Here is a 17,708-nt window from a genome sequence, read left to right on the forward strand (position 1 = left end):
AAACCCGTCGTTTCGGCAGACCACTGAAATTTGTAGGGCGAGTGCCACCATGACTGGTGTCGCGGAAAAGACTGATCACGTCCACACTTCTGACAGTCTCGGAGATGGTTCGCCGCACTAAGCTCCGTTGCCGATTCAAAGATGCTGACTGGTTCCAGGAGGAGGGATATGTGTGCTGCCGCTGCGATCGAGATGAATACGGGACGTATGCCAAGTCCAATAAACGCAGCCTGTGGGGATTTGAAATCACAAACCATTTCTCACACTGAGGCAATGGTTTTCATTGTCGACGAAGACATCGATATTCGAAAATCGCTGGAACTGCTAGTTCGCTCCCAGGGCTGGCAGCCTGAGGCGTGTTGCTCAGCTCGAGAATTTCTCGCCCATCCGCGTGTGTTTGTCCCTTGCGCATTGATCCTTGCCTTTTCTTCTTCGGGTCCTAACGGCCTTGAAGTCCAGAAGAGGATCGCCGGGGATTACGCAGCGATGCCAATCATCGTAGTTGCCGATTACGAAGATGTCTCAACCGCTGTGCAATCCATGAAGGCGGGCGCTATTGATTTTCTTTTGAAGCCGTTCTGTCAGGAACTGATGGTAGCAACAATTCGCCAAGGCATCGCTCGCAGCCGCGTCGTTCTTGATAGGGGAATGGAGATGCGCGATCTGCGTAGCCGTCACGCTTCGCTCTCTCCACGGGAACGACAAGTCATGGCTCTGGTGGTTTCCGGTCTACTCAACAAGCAGGTCGGCGGGGAACTAGGCATCAGCGAAATTACGGTTAAAGCGCACCGTGGGCAAGTCATGCAGAAGATGAAGGCGACCTCCTTAGTTCACTTGGTGAATATGGCGTTGAAACTACGGATAACAAGCTCCACGGCATTATGCGTCAGCTATGCGTGAAAACCGACCAATACCTTCGTATCGATCGATACGATCGTCCAATAGATTCATCCTCATTCCTCAGGCCTAATCAACGTGCGGCTGATCGGAAGAGTTGAGCAGTAAAAGACATTTTCAGAAAGAGAGCACGTCATGAAAGGATCCACGAGAAAGTCTCCCGCCGGGGAGCAACGCAGAGAAAAGCCCGAAATGCGCTTGAATCGTTTTACCATTCTTACGGCCACGGCGTTGCTTGGCGTCCTGGGCGTCGCGATTCTTTGCGCTCAAGACCAGGGCAAGGAAAAGTACTCGCTGATATCGCCGGACGGCGTTGCGTTGTCCGACTTCAGGGGATACGAGGACTGGTCAGTGGTCTCTTCCGCGCATCAGGAAGAAGTCCTTAAGGTAATTGTCGCCAATCCGGAAATGATCAAGGCGTACAAAAGCGGATCGCCCCGAGAGGGACACTTCTTTCCGGAGGGGTCCAGGATCGTGAAGCTGCAGTGGAAGCCTAAGAAGAGCACGGAAGCGCCTTTCGCGGTGGACGTGCCCGATGTCTTTAAGCAGGCTTTCGTAATGGAGAAGGACAGCAAAAGATTCCCGAAGACCGGCGGCTGGGGATACGCGGTGTTCAACTACGACGCCGCATCCGGCAGGTTCACCCCCGATCCCACGGCTCACGCTGACTGCGGAAACACATGTCATATGGCTGTGAAAGCAAAGGACTACATCTTCCACCCGTACCAGATGCGCTAAACCGGCCCGAGACTTGAGTACGTCTCGTGGAGAGTATTGCGGTGCGAAGGGCCATCTTCGAATTGGCGATCCGGGGAATATGCCGCGATCTAAGGAGAGAGAAGATGAAAGCAATTGTGGTCCACCAATATGGCGGACCTGAAGTACTCAAGTGGGAAGAATACCCCGACCCGGTTCCGGGCCGGGGCGAAGTGCTGGTACGGGTTGCAGCCGCGAGCGTGAATCCGATCGACGATAAGCGCCGTGCTGGATTGACGAAGGATTTCTATCCGATCCAGTTCCCTGGCCTGATAGGAATCGATATGTCTGGAACGGTGGTGAAGGTCGGACCGGGAGTTGTAACTTTTATCGAGGGAAACCGGGTCTTCGCAATGGCCGACAACACATATGCTGAACTCTGCGTGGTGAAAGCGGACGTTCTAGCGGATGTTCCCGTGGGTCTCGATTTGCTTCAGGCAGCGGCGCTGCCGCTCGTGACCGTGACTGGGAACCAGCTCATGTCAGCCACGGGAGTTTCGGCGGACCAAACTGTGTTCGTCATAGGTGCTGCTGGAAATGTCGGGCGCTCGGCTGTATTCACTGCGAAATCACGCGGGGCGACTGTGATCGCGGGGGTGCTGAAGAGGCAGATCGACGACGCTAAGACTGTCGGCGCCGATCAATACCTCGCGACCGACGATGACGCTGCGCTTGCAAATCTTCCTCTGCTCGACGCGGTGGCGGATGCGGTTGGCGGAAGAACCGCCGAGAAGCTGATGGCCAAGGTCAAGCCGGGAGGAGTCTTCGCATCGGTAATCAAGACACCACAGAATGCAGCGGACTACCCTTCTGTAAAGCCGGTGTTCGTATTCTCGAAGTTCGACAGAGAGACGCTCGAGTTCATGGCCGAAGCGGTGCGAGATGGCAAGCTGGTAATTCCAATTAGCCTGAAACTGCCACTCAGTGAAGCGGCCAAGGCTCAAGCAACCGTAGAGAGGGGTCGCGTCGGGAAGGTCTTGCTGGTCGCTTGATATTCTCTTGTGAACGGGTGTCACGGAAGGCAATCGGAAATGAAAAGAAGCCGGCGCGGAATCAACCCCGATTCAAAGCCAACTGGTAATGGGTGTGTGGAATGTCTGGCGACGACGGAAGGTTGGTGGTTTCATCTCCGTCGGTGTGCGCAGTGTGGGCACATCGGTTGCTGCGATAGCTCTCCGAGCCAGCATGCATCCAGGCACGCAGCTGAAACCGGGCATCCGATCATTGCCAGCTTCGAGCCAGGTGAGGATTGGTTCTACGATTATGATAAGGGCGCGATGATCAAGGGCGTTGAGCTGCTTCCCCCGCATTCGCATCCCCTGAATCAACTAGCACCCGGACCAGCAGAGAAAGTCCCAGCTGATTGGGAATCGTTGCTGCACTAGTTGGCCTCTCTGCGGATAACTCTGCGCCTGGTATGTGACCGGTACCTTGGTATCTCCGATACGTTCGTCCAATAGATTTGTCGTTGCGCTTCTGCCAATCTCTTCTTGAACAGTCACTCGCTCTGAATCAAAAGGAGCACCAAGTGGACGAAAAGAATGGACTGAAAGAGGCCGTGCCCGTGAGGCCGCCGATCGCGCCAAACTCACTTAGTGTGAACGTTTTTACCGCCCCGGGAAAGGCGATGGTCGGCGAGCGCCCAAAGCTCTTCGGCGAACCGCTCGGCTTTGATCCGGCAACGTCGACGTTGATCTTCGGCGAGCACGACGCAGTACTGGCGGACGCCATGACCACGGTGGCTGAGGCCGAGGCGCTCGCGGACTGGATTGCGCTGCATAACCGCAATCTCGAGACCATCTATGTGACACACGCCCATTTCGACCACTTCTATGGTTTGAGCGTTCTGCTGGACCGTTTTCCACGCGCTCGGGCGATCGCAACCCCCAAAGCGGTGGAGGGCATACAGATGTATTTGTCTCCCCCAGCGCAGCGCTTAGCCCGCCGAATGTTCCCTGGGCAAGTGCCCACGAAGTTGGTTGGACCTGAGCCCTATGAGCAGGAAACCTTCATGCTTGAAGGCCGCGAATTGCGCATCATCGAGCAGGGCCGCACCGATTGTCCCGATTCGACGTCTCTCTACGTTCCATCGATCGGATTGATCGTCGCGGGCGACGTCGTGTACAACCAGTGCCGCATGTACGTCGGCGACACCACTCCCGAGAGCCGAAAGAATTGGATTGCTGCGTTGAACCGGCTAGCGGCGCTGAATCCGTCGATCGTTGTCGCGGGTCACAAGAAGTCTGGTGCGCCCGACTCTCCCTCGGCGATCCAGGACACCAAGCGTTACTTGGAAGACTTCGATCGGGTGCAGAAAACCGCGAAGTCGGACCTGGATCTGTTCGATCAGATGACGGAGCTATACCCCCATTGGGTAGCCAACCAGTCGTGGCTGATGTTCGGATTCCCGCAGCCATAATCCACAGCTTTCGTTCCAACTTCAGAGAGGAGAAACAAAATGGCAACAGCAGGAAAAATCCTGGCACTCATCTCCAGCGGTCGAGGCTTGCCCTTGAAGGATGGCAAGATTTATACCGGCGCCGGCTACTACCTCAACGAAGTGACGGTTCCGGTTCGCGCCCTGATGAAGGAGGGCTACGAGATCACCTTCGCCAACCCCACAGGCAACACGCCCCAGGTGGATGTCCATTCAGAGGTCGCCGATTTCTTCGGTGGGGATGCGGCCAAGCTTGAGGACTATATGTTGTTCCGCGACGGCCTGCTTGGGCTCAGAGATCCGGTTCGCATCAAGGATGTCATCGCGTTGGGCCTGGATCAATTTGACGCTGTTTTCGTGCCTGGCGGCCATGGCCCGATGATCGATCTTCTGGATGATCCCGATGCCGGCATCGTGCTGAGACACTTTCACGAGACATCGAAGCCAACGGCGGTGCTTTGCCATGGCCCGATTTCACTCCTCTCGGCTCTTCCGAATTCGAGGGAGTTCGTCGCGGCGCTGGCAGCGGGCGACGAGGCGGGAGCGCACGCAAAGGCTGCAGGCTGGATCTATGCCGGATATAAGATGACGATCTTTTCGACGGCCGAAGAGCAGCAGCGCGAGCCGCTTGAGATTGATGGCAAGGTTCTCTTCTACCCGGACTTCGCCTTGAGTACCGCCGGCGGCGACGTCAGTGTGCTGCCTCCATGGAAGAGCTACGTCCTGCAAGATCGCGAGTTGATCTCCGGTCAGAACCCGTTCTCGGATGAAGCAGTTGTGAAACTTCTTCTATCGGCACTCGGCGCGAGGAAAAAGCGAGCCGCTTAGTGGGGGCTGGTTCCGTGGTTTCCCCTGCCGGTAAGTCTATCCAGATTGGAGCGAGTCAATGAGCGTACAAGTGGAACAGAAAAGCTATGAGATGCCCCCGAAGGATGGGATCAGCATCGCGTGTTTTCTCACCGTGACGGACATCAACCGATCGCTCGATTACTACGAGAAGGTCTTCGGCGGTCGCATTCTCAGCAGAGGCGACGGCAACGCGCCTGGGTACCTTCAGCTTGCGAATATCTGGATGATTCTGAACGTTGGGGGCGGGCCGACTCCGGACAAGCCGACAGTAACGCTCAGCACCCCCGACCCGAATCACATCAACAGCTTCATGAATTTCCGCGTTGCGGATATTCAGGCGTGCTATGAACTATGGAAAAGTCGAGGAGCGGAGTTCATCACGGAGCCGATCCCCAAATACGGCGAGATCCGCTGTTACATCCGCGATCCCGACGGCTACATTATCGAGGTTGGACAGAGCACGAACCTTACTTACGGGTAATGCCCGACCGGGCCGGATGCAGACGCGAACGTTTACGGATGTCCCACTCAAATAGGAGGGAATGATGGCACCCGTCAGTGGAGTTCACAGTTACGAAAAGCTCACGGCGCCCGGTCTCGCAAAAGTGGAAATGAACCTGGAGGTAGTGGTCATCCCGGTTTCTGATGTTGACCGCGCCAAGGAGTTTTACGCCAAGCTCGGCTGGCGACTCGATGCCGACTTCAAGTTCGATAATGGTTTCCGAGTCGTTCAGTTCACGGCACCCGGTTCCGGCTGTTCCGTGCAATTTGGCGTGAAGATCACTTCGGTTGCGCCCGGCTCGATCCAGGGCACCTACCTCATCGTCTCCGACATTGCCGCCGCACGCGAGGAACTCGTCGCGCGCGGAGTCGAGGTTAGCGACGTGTTCCATGCTGTGACGCCGGGTGCTCAGTTCCAGCCCGTGGGCGACAGCGGTCGCGTCAGCGGACCAGCGCCAGATCACGCCAGCTACAGCTCTTTTGCAACATTTAGTGACCCGGATGGCAACAGCTGGCTGCTGCAGGAGATCACGACGCGCTTGCCCGGGAGAATTGAAGCGGAAGCAACGACCTACGCGTCACCGAATGACTTGGCCGACGCATTGCGCAGGGCTGAGACAGCGCACGGTCAACATGAAGCACTGACGGGGCAAATCCGACAAAAACTGGCCGGACTGGTACGCCAGTTTCGTGACTTCTGAACAGCACGGCACAGAGTTCCCGAAATAGAAGGAGTCAATCATGCGTTCCGACATTTTGCCCGGAGGCCATTTCCCCGACTACCAACTGCCGGATCACATGGGCACACTGCGCAAGCTCAGCGAACTCCAGGGAGACGACCCGCTGGTGCTTACGCTCGCCCGCGGCCACTACTGTCCAAAGGAGCACCAGCAGCATCTGGAACTAGCCGGGTTTTACCCCAAGTTCGCCGTGGCCTACACACAGATTGCCACGATCTCTACGGATGACCACCACACGCTCCAGGAGTTTCGTGCATCGGTCGGAGCCCAATGGACCTTTCTTTCCGACCCTGGCCGAATCATTCAGAAGGACCTCGACATCCAGGAGTACACGGATCCCGAGCACAATCCGATGGTTCCGCACACACTCGTCCTCAAGCCGGGCCTGGTGATTCACAAGATTTATAACGGCTATTGGTTTTGGGGCCGTCCGTCGATCGCAGATTTGTGGCGAGACCTGCGTGCCGTCACCAGTGAAATTCGGCCGGACTGGGATCTAGGCAAACCTGGACTCCGTGAAGCCTGGAACTCCGGTGATTTCTCAAATTTCCACGGGTGGAATAAACGCGCCAAATTGTGAGCGGCTCATCCCCTGGGAGAACGAGTCCAAGACGCGCCTGTCTCACCTATAGTCATGCACAGCGCGCATTATGACGAAGGCGGTTTGCTCGGCGGATCGAAAGCCACGGCAGATTCAGACGTCAGATAAAGGAAGGTAAACGTCTCCTGCAAATAGAGTCGAACAGTGGTTTCAGTGTGACTCGAGTACCCGATGGAGATGTCCTGCCCGAGGTGAAGATCGAAGTCACCGCCTCGAGTAGTGACGACGAAGGCGCCCTCGATTGACGGCGCCCAGATGATTTGACCATCGACCAGGCGCTTCACATGCTCGAGAACCGGGTACCCGTAATCACTCGTCTCGGCGAGTTCGGTATAAGCATCGGCGCTGAGCAGGATGGAGTACGGGCCGTTGACGCCGACGAGACGCAACTGGCTCAAGGCCTCCGCAAAGGCTTCTGGATACTTGCGAACGTCAACGGGAAGTGATTTTTTGGGATTACTGGTGCCCTGCCTGATCCCTACTATTCCGGCGGCAGCGTAGCCTTCGAAGATGGCGCGGTCTTCGGCAAAGGCGAGTTTGCGCGCAGCGTCCTTTGCGGGTTGCCAATCAGAGTCATTTGCACCGCGTTCTACGTCGTCAACCATATTCCGATCGAGATCGAATGGAACGCGAATCTCGACAAGAGATCTTGCTTCGCGCTGTTGAGCGGTCACACCGTCTCCGGGCGCCTCGATAGCACGCTGATGGCCTGTGCCCACTGCAGCCAACGCTGCGCCCTCAGGGCCGTGAACATCCGCAACGCGGCGACCGGCAAGATAGCGCTTAATGGTGCGTGAGGTTTCTTCTTCAATTTGAGCCCACGCCGCCGTAGAAATCGGTGCCAGCTCGCGATACAAGTTATTCATTGAAGTTTTCTCCTTTGAGAGAACCTATTCCGAGAGAACCATTCTTCCTTCCCACGGAGTTCGCGCCGGTTTCACTTTGTGCCGAGATCGGTGCGGAATCCTGCGCGGCGTGCACCGGCTGGTCAGGGGAAATACTGTCGAGAAACGTGGACGTGGGTATGAAGAATAGGCATCCAGTGACCGGGGTGCTGAAGTCGAGGATGCGATCATAGTTGCCCGGCGGCCGCCCGACGAACATGTTTTCGAGCATTTCTTCGATCGTGCGGGGCGAGCGACTGTACCCGATGAAATACGTGCCAAACTCACCGCGCCCAGGGCTCCCGAACGGCATATTATCGCGCAGGATTTTTACTTCATTGCCGTTCTTCTCGATCACGGTGAGGGCATTGTGTGCAGACATGGGCTTGATGGAATCGTCCAGTTCAATATCAGAGACTTTTGAGCGCCCGATGATCTTCTCCTGAGCTTCGGTAGAGAGATTGTTCCAGGCTTCGAGATTGTGAAAGTACTTCTGGACGATGACGTAACTTCCGCCGGCGAAGGCCGGATCTTCGCCGCCAATGAAGACGGCGTCGGCAGCCGCGTTTCCCGCGGGATTCTCGGTGCCGTCCACGAAGCCGAGCACATCCCGCTGGTCAAAGTAACGAAAACCCTGGACCTCATCGGCGGTGCTCACGGCGCCGTTGAGACGAGTCATAATCTGCGCGGCCAGCTCAAAACACAAATCCATCTGCTTGGCGCGAATGTGAAAGATCAAGTCGCCCGCGGTGGAGACAGCATGGCGAGGGCCTGAACGAATCTCACGAAAGGGATGAAGTTCGGCTGGACGCGGCGAGCCGAAGAGACGGTCCCAGGCATCGGAACCGATCCCCATGATGCACGACAAGGCACCTTCGAGATTGCGAAAACCAACACCTCGAAGAAGCGCGGAGAGATCCGCACAGAGGGAAAGAACAGTTGCCCGATGATCGTCTCCGGGATTGATTGTGACCACAAGAAAAATTGCAACTCTCGTGAGCGGAGACGAAACGAGCTGCGGGAGAGTCAATGCTGCCGAAGCCTGCGTTGTTTGCGGGTCCGATGCCATTCAATTCGCTACCTGCAAGAAAGAATTGCCGTCAAGAGAACTATATCCTGACCGCGAAAGAAGCCATAAATCTCCCACGACAAACTTTCTCATTTCGGCTGAAGCAGTGACCGCAGGACGACAGCTTCGTTGTGGACTTCATCTTTCGCTCCATAAAGCAGCGTAATGGGCCCCTTTGCTGCCTTCGCTTTCAGAACATCAAGTAAATCAGTCTCCGATTTCAGCTCCTGACGGTAGCGGGCTTGAAACTGGGTCCACTTGCTCGGATCATGGCTGAACCACTTGCGAAGCTCGGTGCTTGGCGCGATGTCCTTGAGCCAAAGATCGACCCGCGCCCTCTCTTTGGAAAGGCCCCGTGGCCACAACCGGTCGACAAGTATCCGCATCCCATCCGCGCGGCCAGGGTCTTCATACACTCGCTTGATTTCAACCTTCAACGAACACCTCACGGTCCCGAGTCAATGCGGGACTCCACAGGCAATCTCAACAACAATGCGGGATTCAAACAATTGGACGATAGTATCGGTCACACTTTGGTATCGGTCAATCAACCTCACGAGAGTTGAGTCATATGGGTCTGAGCCGAGGCACCAACCATCACATTCATAGCTCACTTGAATTCGTCTCGTTGAACCGGTTTCTTGAACACCGACGACTTCCACGAGGAGTCGATACGAAGGTATCGTCGATACCTTAGTCCGATTGTTTCGCTTCCACGATTCGAGCTTAATCGCAATAGCGCGAGGGACGTACTGATCGCGTTGAAGTCGAGTTTTTCAAGGGGAGCGATTATGAGCGAAGTGATCATCGAGCACGAAACAGTTCGGCAGGAAAAGGAGAGCAAAGGCGAAGCGCCAGAAGGTATGGCTCAGCCGCACCAGCCAGGCGAATCGGCTTTCAAATCTACTCTGCCTGAGGAAATTGACTGGAAGCCATTCCCGGCTTTTCCACCTTCGGTACGTCTGGCTGTTGTTGTTGGCACGCCTTCAGAGCGCGGCCCGTACACGATCAGGGTCAAAGTTCCACGCGGTGTCAAGTTGATGCCGCACAGGCACCCGGAGGATCGAGTCTACACAGTGCTATCGGGGGTCTTCTATATCGGATTAGGGGATCAATTCGATGCCGATAAGTTGGAGGCTTACCCACCTGGCGCCGTCATTGTGCTACCGGGCAACACGTCGCACTTTCACTGGGCGAAATCCAGTGAATACATTACTCAAATCACGGCGATCGGGCCACTCGGAATTGATTACCTCAAGCCGAAGGACGATCCGCGGAACAAAACTGCTTGAAACTTCGGGCTCGTGCCCACTGCGAAGAGTTGTCAAAAATGTGTGCTTCATTCATCGCCTTCAGTGACGCCAGGAAAGGATTTGCGATGGGGCTTCGAACCTGGGCTAGAGCGATCCTGCTCGGTGCTCAGCTGCTTGGTGGACTGACTGCGTTAGCCCAGTACGGCGCGCCTGCTACGCCAGCGCCGTACAACCCGGTTGCTTTGGCCGACGTGACAGGGGCACCGCGCGAAGCCGTTCAAGCCCGGCAGAACGGCTATCAAGCTCTCTCGCAGAATCCATACCTGGGAGGAGTTCCCGGAGGAAAACTCAGTTCAACTCCGGTGGAGCTTTCTCTGGAAGGCGCCGTCGCCCTCGGACTCAAGCAAAACCTCGGCGGAGAGTTGGCCTCGGATGCAATTACCGACGCGGAGGGGCAGCGATGGCAGGCGCTGAGCCAGTTGCTTCCGAATATTGTCACTGATACAGGCTTCGGGGTTCATCAAATCAACGTGAGGGCAACCCTCGGTATTTCCATTCCCGGAAAACCTCGGATCATTGGTCCATTCGGCTATTTTGACTCGCGGGCTTATCTCCGGCAATCCGTTTTGGATTGGTCATACATCGAGCAAGCGCGATCTTCGAACGCGCAGTTAAAGTCGGCGGAGTTCAGTTCCAGAGATGCTCGCGAGCTTGTTGTCCTTGTCATCGTCTCCAACTACTTGCTGGTTGTCGCAGATCAGTCGGAGGTCGAGTCAGCAAGATCGCAACGGGATACCGCGAAGGCACTTTATCAGCAGACAGCGGACCAGAAGTCCGCCGGCCTTGCTTCGGCCGTGGACGTCCTGCGCTCACAGGTGCAACTGCAATCACGCGAGCAGAAGTTGATTGTCGCCCAAAACGATCTGGCAAAAGAAAAGCTGGTATTGGCCCGAGCTGTCGGGCTCCCTATAGGTCAGCAACTCGAGATAACCACCCACTTGCCTTATCAGCAGCTGACGACTTCGAGTCTCGATGAAGCCCTCGCAAGCGCGTACAAGACTCGTTCTGATTTTCAGAGTCAGGTGAATCGGGTTCGATCTGCTGAACTCTCGAGAAAGGCCGCCACTGCTGAGCGCTATCCATCGTTGGGTGCAGATGCCGACTATGGTCTCTCTGGAGTCAACCCGGGCTCATCGCATGGCACCGTTAATGCAGCCGCCACACTCCGCATTCCCATTTTCCAAGGCGGGAGAGTACACGGGGACGTTCTCAGAGCCGACGCCTCGCTAACCGCAGAAAGAGAGCGGCTGGAGGACTTACGAGCCAGAATCGATCAGGAGGTTCGCGACGCTTACCTCGATCTTGAGGCGTCCGCGCAGGAAGTGTCTGTCGAAAGAAGCGCGGTAGCGCTGGCCACACAGAATTTAGAGCAGTCCCGAGATCGATTCGCTTCGGGAGTTACAGACAACATTGAAGTCGTTCAAGCGCAGGACGCGCTGGCGATCGCTAACGACGCTTACATTGCCAGTGTGTATAGCCACAACCTCGCGAAAATATCTCTGGCGAGGGCGACAGGCGTAGCGGAATTACATTTTGCTGAATACGTGGAGGGAAAATGAACTCGGCTGAGCAAAATCCGGCGACGAATCCACTGCTAGAATCTCCGCCAAATGCACCAGGGAACAACGCCGACGCAGCTGACCCATCAATTTCGGCCTTTCCGAGGAAGCATTCCCACAAACGCTGGATATTTCTTGCCGCTTTCGTTGTTCTGGTCGTTGCTGGAGTATTCCTCTGGCACTATCTCTCCGGCTTCGAATCCACTGACGATGCTCAGGTGGACGCCCATCTTTATCCTGTCAGCGCTCGCGTCTCTGGATATGTTCAGAAAGTCCACGTTGAAGACAACCAATGGGTGGATGAAGGCTCGCCCCTCGTGGAAATCGATCCCAAAGACTATGAAGTAGCATTGGCACGAGCGCAGGCTACGCTGGAGACTTCAGAGGCCTCTGCGAAAAGTTCGAATATCGACGTGCCCATATCTTCCGTCGTTACGTCAAGCCAATTGAAATCCGCAGCCTCGAATATCAAAAACGCGGAAGCTGCGATCGAGGCCGCTGAAAAGCAGGCCGCAGCCGCCCATGCTCGCATTTTGGAAGCACGAGCGGAAAATATGAAGGCTCAAGATGACGTCACTCGCTATCGCTTGCTTCTCGCGAAGGAAGAGGTGCCGAAGCAAACCTACGATCATGCTTATGCCGCCGCAGCGACTGATGTGGCCGCCGTGGCTGCTGCAGAAGCTGACGAAGCTGCAGCTCAGCAGGCCATTCAGGAAGCGCACAGTCGCCTCGCTGAGGCCGAGGCACACTACGAAGATGCGCAAGCCGGGCCGCAACGCGTTACCTCAACGCGAGACAAAGCGTATTCAGCGATGGCCGATGTAAAGCAGAAAAGTGCCGCTGTCGAGCAGGCACAGCTCAATCTGGGATACACCAGGATATTGGCGCCCGCAGCCGGGGAAGTCACGAAGAAAGTTGTCGTCGGATTGAATGTCGACCCCGGAGAACAGCTGCTCACGGTCGTTCCTCTGGATCAGGTGTGGATTACCGCGAATTTCAAGGAGACTCAGCTCAAACGTATGCGTGTGGGCCAGAAAGCAGAGATTGACCTCGATTCTAACGGTCGCACTTATCACGGGCATGTGGACAGCATCGCGGGAGCAACAGGCCCCATCTTCAGCTTGTTGCCACCTGAGAATGCTACGGGCAACTACGTGAAAATCGTTCAGCGGGTCCCAGTAAAGATAGTCCTCGATCCGGGCGAAAATCGCGATCGCCAGCTCCGGCCGGGAATGAACGTCGAAGCGAAAGTGTATTTGCGATGACCGCCGCATCGCTGACTCTTCCTTCCGAGCAGGTGGTCTGGCGTCCCAAGGTAAATCCATGGGCGATTGCCGCGACGGTGTCGATGGCAGCGTTTATAGAGGTTCTGGATACCAGCGTTGCCAACGTGGCATTGCCTTATATCGCCGGAGACGTCGGAGCTAGCTATGACGACAGCACTTGGGTACTTACCTCGTACCTCGCCGCAAACGCGATCGTGCTACCAATCAGCGGATGGCTCGCGGAGATGATCGGCCGCAAACGATATTTCATGATCTCCCTTACCATCTTCACGTTGAGTTCACTGCTCTGCGGGCTGGCCCCGAGCCTCCCGCTATTGCTGTTCTTTCGAGCTGTGCAAGGCATCGGCGGCGGTGGATTGCAGCCCATGGCACAAGCGATTCTTAACGACACCTTCCCTCCAGAGCAGCGAGGCTCAGCGTTCGCTGTCTACGGCATAACTGCAGTTCTTGCTCCCACAATCGGCCCCATGCTGGGAGGCTGGATTACAGATAACTATTCCTGGCGCTGGATATTTTTCATCACGTTGCCCGTGGTCCTTGTGGCTCTGTATTTGACTCACACCCTGGTCGAAGATCCGCCATTCCTGCATCGTTTAAAGAGCGGAGGCATTCGGGTGGATTACATCGGAATTCCATTGTTGGTGCTTGGAGTTGGATCGCTGCAGGTGGTTTTGGACAAGGGACAGGAAGACGATTGGTTCGGCTCGCACTTCATCACGACCCTGGCGATCACCGCAGCCGTTTGCCTGATCTCACTGGTTATTTGGGAATGGTTCCGCGAACAGCCTATCATTGATGTCCGCATGTTCAGGAGTTTCAATTTCGCGGCGGCGAATTTAATGATGTTCATGATGGGCTTTATGCTCTTCAGCACCCTGGTCCTGATTCCGGAATTCCTGCAGACCTTGATGGGTTACACCTCAGAGCTTGCAGGACTCGTCCTATCCGGAGGCGGAGTCGTCCTGCTTGTAATGATGCCCGTTGTTGGACGGCTTACATCAAAGATTGAAGCCAGATGGCTGATCGCGACGGGATGGCTATGCCTTGCTATCGGACTCTTCTATTGCGCTCACGAAATTAATTTGTTCGTCAGCTTCCGTTTTGCGATGTGGCTGCGCGTAGTCCAGGTCATCGGAATCGGATTCCTGTTTGTTCCCATCACCGCAGCGGGCTACAACGGAGTTCCTCCGGACAAAGGCAATAGCGTCTCCGGCATGATCAACTTCATGCGTAACATCGGCGGCAGCATCGGAACCTCCGTCGTGACCACAATGATTGCCCGACGGGCTCAATACCACCAGCAAATCCTCATCGGCCACATCACTCCCGATTCCCCTGAATTTCACTTGGCATTCCACGCATTGAGCTCGAAAATCGTACACTCCGGACTTCGCACTGCGGATGCTCGCGATCAGGCGATTGCGAGACTTTACGGATCGGTACATCAACAAGGTGGCGCACTGTCTTATATGGACATCTTCTGGGTCTTGGGCGCGCTCTGCTCCATCATGTTCGTTCTCGCATTCTTCTTGAGAAAGAATGATCCGGGAGCGGGCGGAGACGTAGCAGTGGGCTAAGGATGAACGCGATGATCAATGCCATCACAATTGAGCGAGAGTTCGGCTGCGGAGGATCTGAAATTGCCAATTTGGTCGCCGGCCAGCTTGGCTGGAGTCTGTGGGACGAACGGTTGACACAGGAAATCGCGCGACTGACCGAAAGTACTCCAGAGGCGGTCGAGCGGAGGGAATGGCGATCTGATCCCCTCGTATACAGGCTCTTCCAGGACTTTCTTCGAGGTGGGTTTGAGGGAGGGTTGCCGCCCACTAACCGGCTGCAGTTCCTCGATGCGCGCCGGATCGCCGCGGTCTCAGAATCAGCGGTCAAGACAGCGCTTTCTGGCGGTCCGTCGGTAATTGTTGGTCGAGGCTCGCAATATTTTCTACGCAAACGTAAGGATGCTTTTCATGTGTTTCTCTACGCACCCAGGGATCATAAGATACGCAGGATGATCGCTCGGGGCGCAAGTGAGGAAAAAGCAATCGAACTGATCGACACAACGGACAAAGCCCGAGGCGCGTTCATCCGTCAGTATCTCGGGCTGAAATGGCCGGAACCCAGCTTGTTCCACGCAATGTTCAATACCGGAACGGGGGAGTCATGTACGGCGACCATGCTCGTTGAGTGTGTCAAACGGTTCGAGCGGGATGCCGATGGAAAAGCGTGTGAAACCCTCGACATCCCAGAGCTACCGAGGGTCGAATGAACAGCATAGATCTCCCGCTCATTGTGGGCCGTCTATCGCCTCGGGAGGGACGGTAAAATGTAGTGCTCGTGGATCAGATCATGGGAGGTTGCCACAGTGGAAAATGCGCGCGAAGAACTTGACCAAAATCAGGCTGATCGGTTCAGAGAGGCACAGGTCGTCGACTGGACGGGGACGGATATTCGTCCAGACCTCGCTTTCCCAAGACTTACCGAAGAAATGATTGAGCGGCTCAAGCCCTACGGTCATGAAGAAACCTTTCCTGCAGGTGAAACGCTCTACACCTATGGTGACCGGCACATCGATATGTTTGTCATCCTCGAAGGTGGGGTCGATATTTTCCTGCCTGCTTCCAACCCTGGGGCGAAGATCTATAGGCAGCATCGCGCGTTTGACTTCACGGGGGAACTTAACCTTCTTAACTCCCAGCGGGTTGTCGTCGAGGCACGCACCACCAGTGAAAGCCGACTGCTGCGGATTGATCACGACCAGCTGCGGCAGTTGATGCGCGCAGAGGGCGACATCGCAAACCTCATCGTGCAAGCAGCGGTCTGGCGTCGCATCGGCATTATGAGGGATGCTTCGAGCGGCGTGGTCCTGATGGGCCAGGCGAATGATGCACAGACGACGCTACTGCAACGCTTCTTTGTACGCAACAGTTATCCATATAGGATCCAGGAGGTCGGTTCGGGAATTACGGGTGGAACTGTCAGCGGGCTACCCGCAGTACGGCTTTCGGATGGGCGAGTGATGCACCAGCCGACCATCCCTCAGCTTGCGGATGAGTTGGGCATTACCGAGCTACCGGATCCCGGACTGATCTATGACGTAGCGGTCGTGGGTGCGGGCCCGTCGGGCCTTGCGGCAGCCGTTTATGCGGCATCGGAAGGGCTCTGCACTATCGTCATCGAAGGCCTGGCTCCGGGAGGCCAGGCGGGAACAAGCTCTAAAATCGAAAACTATCTCGGCTTTCCAACCGGCATCGGGGGACAGCAACTCGCCAGCCGTGCGCAATTGCAGGCGTTGAAATTTGGCGTTCAATTCGCGATCTCACGAGAGACGGTGAGCGTCGAGCAGGTGGATGGAATCCATAAGCTGCTTCTCGCTGGCGGCATTCCCGTATGCGCTCGCGCCGTGGTCGTGGCCTCCGGGGCGCAATATCGCAAGCTGACGGTCCAGAACTACGAGAACTATGAGAACCGCGGTCTCTACTATGCGGCTACCCCGATGGAGTCGATTCTTTGCCGGGAGAAGGATGTGATCGTCGTCGGCGGAGGCAACTCTGCCGGTCAGGCTGCCATGTTCCTCTCGGGCATCGCCAGGCATGTCTACCATATCGTCCGCGGGCCGTCGCTTGCGGCAACAATGTCGCAGTACCTTGTGTCACGCATCGAGAGTTCCTCGCGCATCACTCTGTGCACTAACTGCGAAATTGTCGCGCTTGAGGGCGAGCCTGATCTGCAGGCTGTCACCTGGGTAAACCGCAGTACGGGTGAACGCACACAAAAGGCGATTGAAGACGTCTTCGTGATGATCGGAGCTGAGCCGAATACAGGCTGGCTCTATGGGACAGTACAGCTTGACAAGAAGGGGTTCATCCTCACCGGAGGGACCGCCGGATTTGAAAGCACTCCATATGCGACTAGCGTCCCCGGCATCTACGCCGTCGGAGACGTCCGCGCGAACTCGGTCAAGCGCGTGGCTTCGGCTGTCGGCGAAGGCTCCGTGGTGATCTCCGATGTTCACCGCTATCTCGCCAGTGCACGTAACCACGTGTCGCCAGATCCTGACTCCGCCCTGGCAGCCCTGCGCGCAGCAGGCGAAGCGACCGAAGCGAGAGCTTAGAGAACATTTCGCATCAGCGAGATCCGGTGCAAAGCGTTTGCTTCTCCGCGAGCGCTAAATCGCGAAAACTCGGGTGAAGGAGTTTGAGATTGCACGTTGAACAAGATGTCCGGCCACTGTCGCGGGCCCGCTTGCCAGTCGATACGACGGAGCTGGCCCGGTATCTTATCGGGAAGACGATCGTCCGCAAAGTAGGACGAAGCCGGATCAGCGGACGAATTGTCGAAACGGAGGCGTACCCACCAGGCGACTCGAGCGGGCATGGTTACCGCGGACAAACGGCACGAAACCACTCCTTGTTCCTGGCCAACGGTTTTGCTTACGTCTACTTGATCTATGGCGTGTCTTACATGCTCAATGTCTCATCTGAAGAGCCGGGCATCGGTGCCGGTGTGTTGTTCCGGGCATTGGAGCCTCTTGAAGGAATCAACTTGATGGAACGTCGCCGCAAGACCGGCAAGCTTACGGACCTGGCAAGAGGGCCAGGTCGGCTTGCACTCGCATTACAGATCGACCGAAGTCTGGATGGAATTGACATGTGCGCCGAAGGGCCACTTTGGCTGGGCACAGCGGTTCGGAAGACCGGGCACATTGGCACAAGCACCCGGATCGGCATTACCCGAGAGGTCGGCCGGTTGCTGAGATTTTTTGAGGTGGGAAGCCCCTTCGTTAGCGGCCCAAGAGCCCTCTCGATGAAATGAGAAC

19 protein-coding genes are annotated in these 17,708 nt (G+C 56.1%); 16 read left to right on the forward strand and 3 right to left on the reverse strand.

Annotated elements, in window-relative coordinates; translation table 11 throughout:
- The first annotated feature begins 168 nt into the window (after positions 1-168).
- From WCA10_RS08285 to WCA10_RS08325, 9 genes are all read left to right on the forward strand, one after another.
- Positions 169-900: a response regulator transcription factor gene (locus WCA10_RS08285; protein ID WP_472822037.1), complete on the forward strand. Its 732-nt coding sequence runs from the start codon at positions 169-171 to the stop codon at positions 898-900.
- A 189-nt stretch (positions 901-1,089) separates the two neighbouring features.
- Entirely contained in the window at positions 1,090-1,635 is a 546-nt protein-coding gene (locus WCA10_RS08290) for a cytochrome P460 family protein (RefSeq protein WP_472822038.1), read from the forward strand.
- A gap of 104 nt (positions 1,636-1,739) precedes the next feature.
- The gene (locus WCA10_RS08295) at positions 1,740-2,645 is read left to right on the forward strand and encodes an NADP-dependent oxidoreductase (RefSeq protein WP_472822039.1); all 906 of its coding nucleotides are present in this window, start codon (positions 1,740-1,742) and stop codon (positions 2,643-2,645) included.
- Between the two features lie 39 nt (positions 2,646-2,684).
- Positions 2,685-3,038, forward strand: a complete 354-nt coding sequence (locus WCA10_RS08300; protein ID WP_472822040.1) for a UBP-type zinc finger domain-containing protein — start codon at positions 2,685-2,687, stop codon at positions 3,036-3,038.
- Positions 3,039-3,181: 143 nt separating this feature from the next.
- A complete protein-coding gene (locus WCA10_RS08305) occupies positions 3,182-4,072 on the forward strand; it encodes an MBL fold metallo-hydrolase (protein WP_472822041.1) in 891 nt (296 codons plus the stop codon).
- A 39-nt stretch (positions 4,073-4,111) separates the two neighbouring features.
- Positions 4,112-4,918 (forward strand): type 1 glutamine amidotransferase domain-containing protein, encoded by an 807-nt coding sequence (locus WCA10_RS08310; protein ID WP_472822042.1) that lies wholly within the window; start codon positions 4,112-4,114, stop codon positions 4,916-4,918.
- 58 nt (positions 4,919-4,976) lie between these two features.
- On the forward strand, positions 4,977-5,420 hold the full coding sequence (locus tag WCA10_RS08315) for a VOC family protein (protein ID WP_472822043.1): 444 nt from the start codon (positions 4,977-4,979) through the stop codon (positions 5,418-5,420).
- Positions 5,421-5,481: 61 nt separating this feature from the next.
- Entirely contained in the window at positions 5,482-6,141 is a 660-nt protein-coding gene (locus WCA10_RS08320; protein ID WP_472822044.1) for a VOC family protein, read from the forward strand.
- 40 nt (positions 6,142-6,181) lie between these two features.
- Entirely contained in the window at positions 6,182-6,760 is a 579-nt protein-coding gene (locus WCA10_RS08325) for a redoxin domain-containing protein (protein ID WP_472822045.1), read from the forward strand.
- A gap of 68 nt (positions 6,761-6,828) precedes the next feature.
- Here the strand turns inward: WCA10_RS08325 and WCA10_RS08330 are convergent, their stop codons facing one another.
- From WCA10_RS08330 to WCA10_RS08340, 3 genes are all read right to left on the reverse strand, one after another.
- Positions 6,829-7,647 (reverse strand): family 1 encapsulin nanocompartment shell protein, encoded by an 819-nt coding sequence (locus WCA10_RS08330; RefSeq protein WP_472822046.1) that lies wholly within the window; start codon positions 7,645-7,647, stop codon positions 6,829-6,831.
- Positions 7,640-8,734, reverse strand: a complete 1,095-nt coding sequence (locus WCA10_RS08335; RefSeq protein WP_472822047.1) for a Dyp-type peroxidase — start codon at positions 8,732-8,734, stop codon at positions 7,640-7,642. Before WCA10_RS08335 ends, WCA10_RS08330 begins: the two co-directional genes overlap by 8 nt.
- 89 nt (positions 8,735-8,823) lie before the next feature.
- The gene (locus WCA10_RS08340) at positions 8,824-9,171 is read right to left on the reverse strand and encodes a DUF488 domain-containing protein (RefSeq protein ID WP_472822048.1); all 348 of its coding nucleotides are present in this window, start codon (positions 9,169-9,171) and stop codon (positions 8,824-8,826) included.
- Positions 9,172-9,525: 354 nt separating this feature from the next.
- Between WCA10_RS08340 and WCA10_RS08345 the strand changes: the two genes are divergently transcribed.
- The 7 genes from WCA10_RS08345 (at position 9,526) to WCA10_RS08375 (ending at position 17,704) form a co-directional block, all read left to right on the forward strand.
- Positions 9,526-10,026 carry a cupin domain-containing protein gene (locus WCA10_RS08345; protein WP_472822049.1) on the forward strand — a complete coding sequence of 167 codons (501 nt, stop codon included), beginning with the start codon at positions 9,526-9,528 and terminating at the stop codon, positions 10,024-10,026.
- A 38-nt stretch (positions 10,027-10,064) separates the two neighbouring features.
- Positions 10,065-11,606, forward strand: coding sequence for a TolC family protein (locus WCA10_RS08350; protein ID WP_472822050.1), 1,542 nt, complete (start codon positions 10,065-10,067; stop codon positions 11,604-11,606).
- Positions 11,603-12,871, forward strand: a complete 1,269-nt coding sequence (locus tag WCA10_RS08355; protein ID WP_472822051.1) for an HlyD family secretion protein — start codon at positions 11,603-11,605, stop codon at positions 12,869-12,871. Before WCA10_RS08350 ends, WCA10_RS08355 begins: the two co-directional genes overlap by 4 nt.
- Positions 12,868-14,469, forward strand: coding sequence for a DHA2 family efflux MFS transporter permease subunit (locus WCA10_RS08360; protein ID WP_472822052.1), 1,602 nt, complete (start codon positions 12,868-12,870; stop codon positions 14,467-14,469). The genes WCA10_RS08355 and WCA10_RS08360 overlap by 4 nt, the downstream gene beginning before the upstream one ends.
- A gap of 11 nt (positions 14,470-14,480) precedes the next feature.
- Complete coding sequence (locus WCA10_RS08365) at positions 14,481-15,158, forward strand: cytidylate kinase-like family protein (RefSeq protein WP_472822053.1); 678 nt, start codon at positions 14,481-14,483, stop codon at positions 15,156-15,158.
- A gap of 96 nt (positions 15,159-15,254) precedes the next feature.
- Positions 15,255-17,003: an FAD-dependent oxidoreductase gene (locus WCA10_RS08370; protein ID WP_472822054.1), complete on the forward strand. Its 1,749-nt coding sequence runs from the start codon at positions 15,255-15,257 to the stop codon at positions 17,001-17,003.
- A 131-nt stretch (positions 17,004-17,134) separates the two neighbouring features.
- Positions 17,135-17,704, forward strand: a complete 570-nt coding sequence (locus WCA10_RS08375; protein WP_472822086.1) for a DNA-3-methyladenine glycosylase — start codon at positions 17,135-17,137, stop codon at positions 17,702-17,704.
- Positions 17,705-17,708: the final 4 nt, after the last annotated feature.

It is taken from the genome of Occallatibacter sp. (genome assembly GCF_049582745.1).
Taxonomy (GTDB): Bacteria; Acidobacteriota; Terriglobia; order Terriglobales; family Acidobacteriaceae; genus Telmatobacter.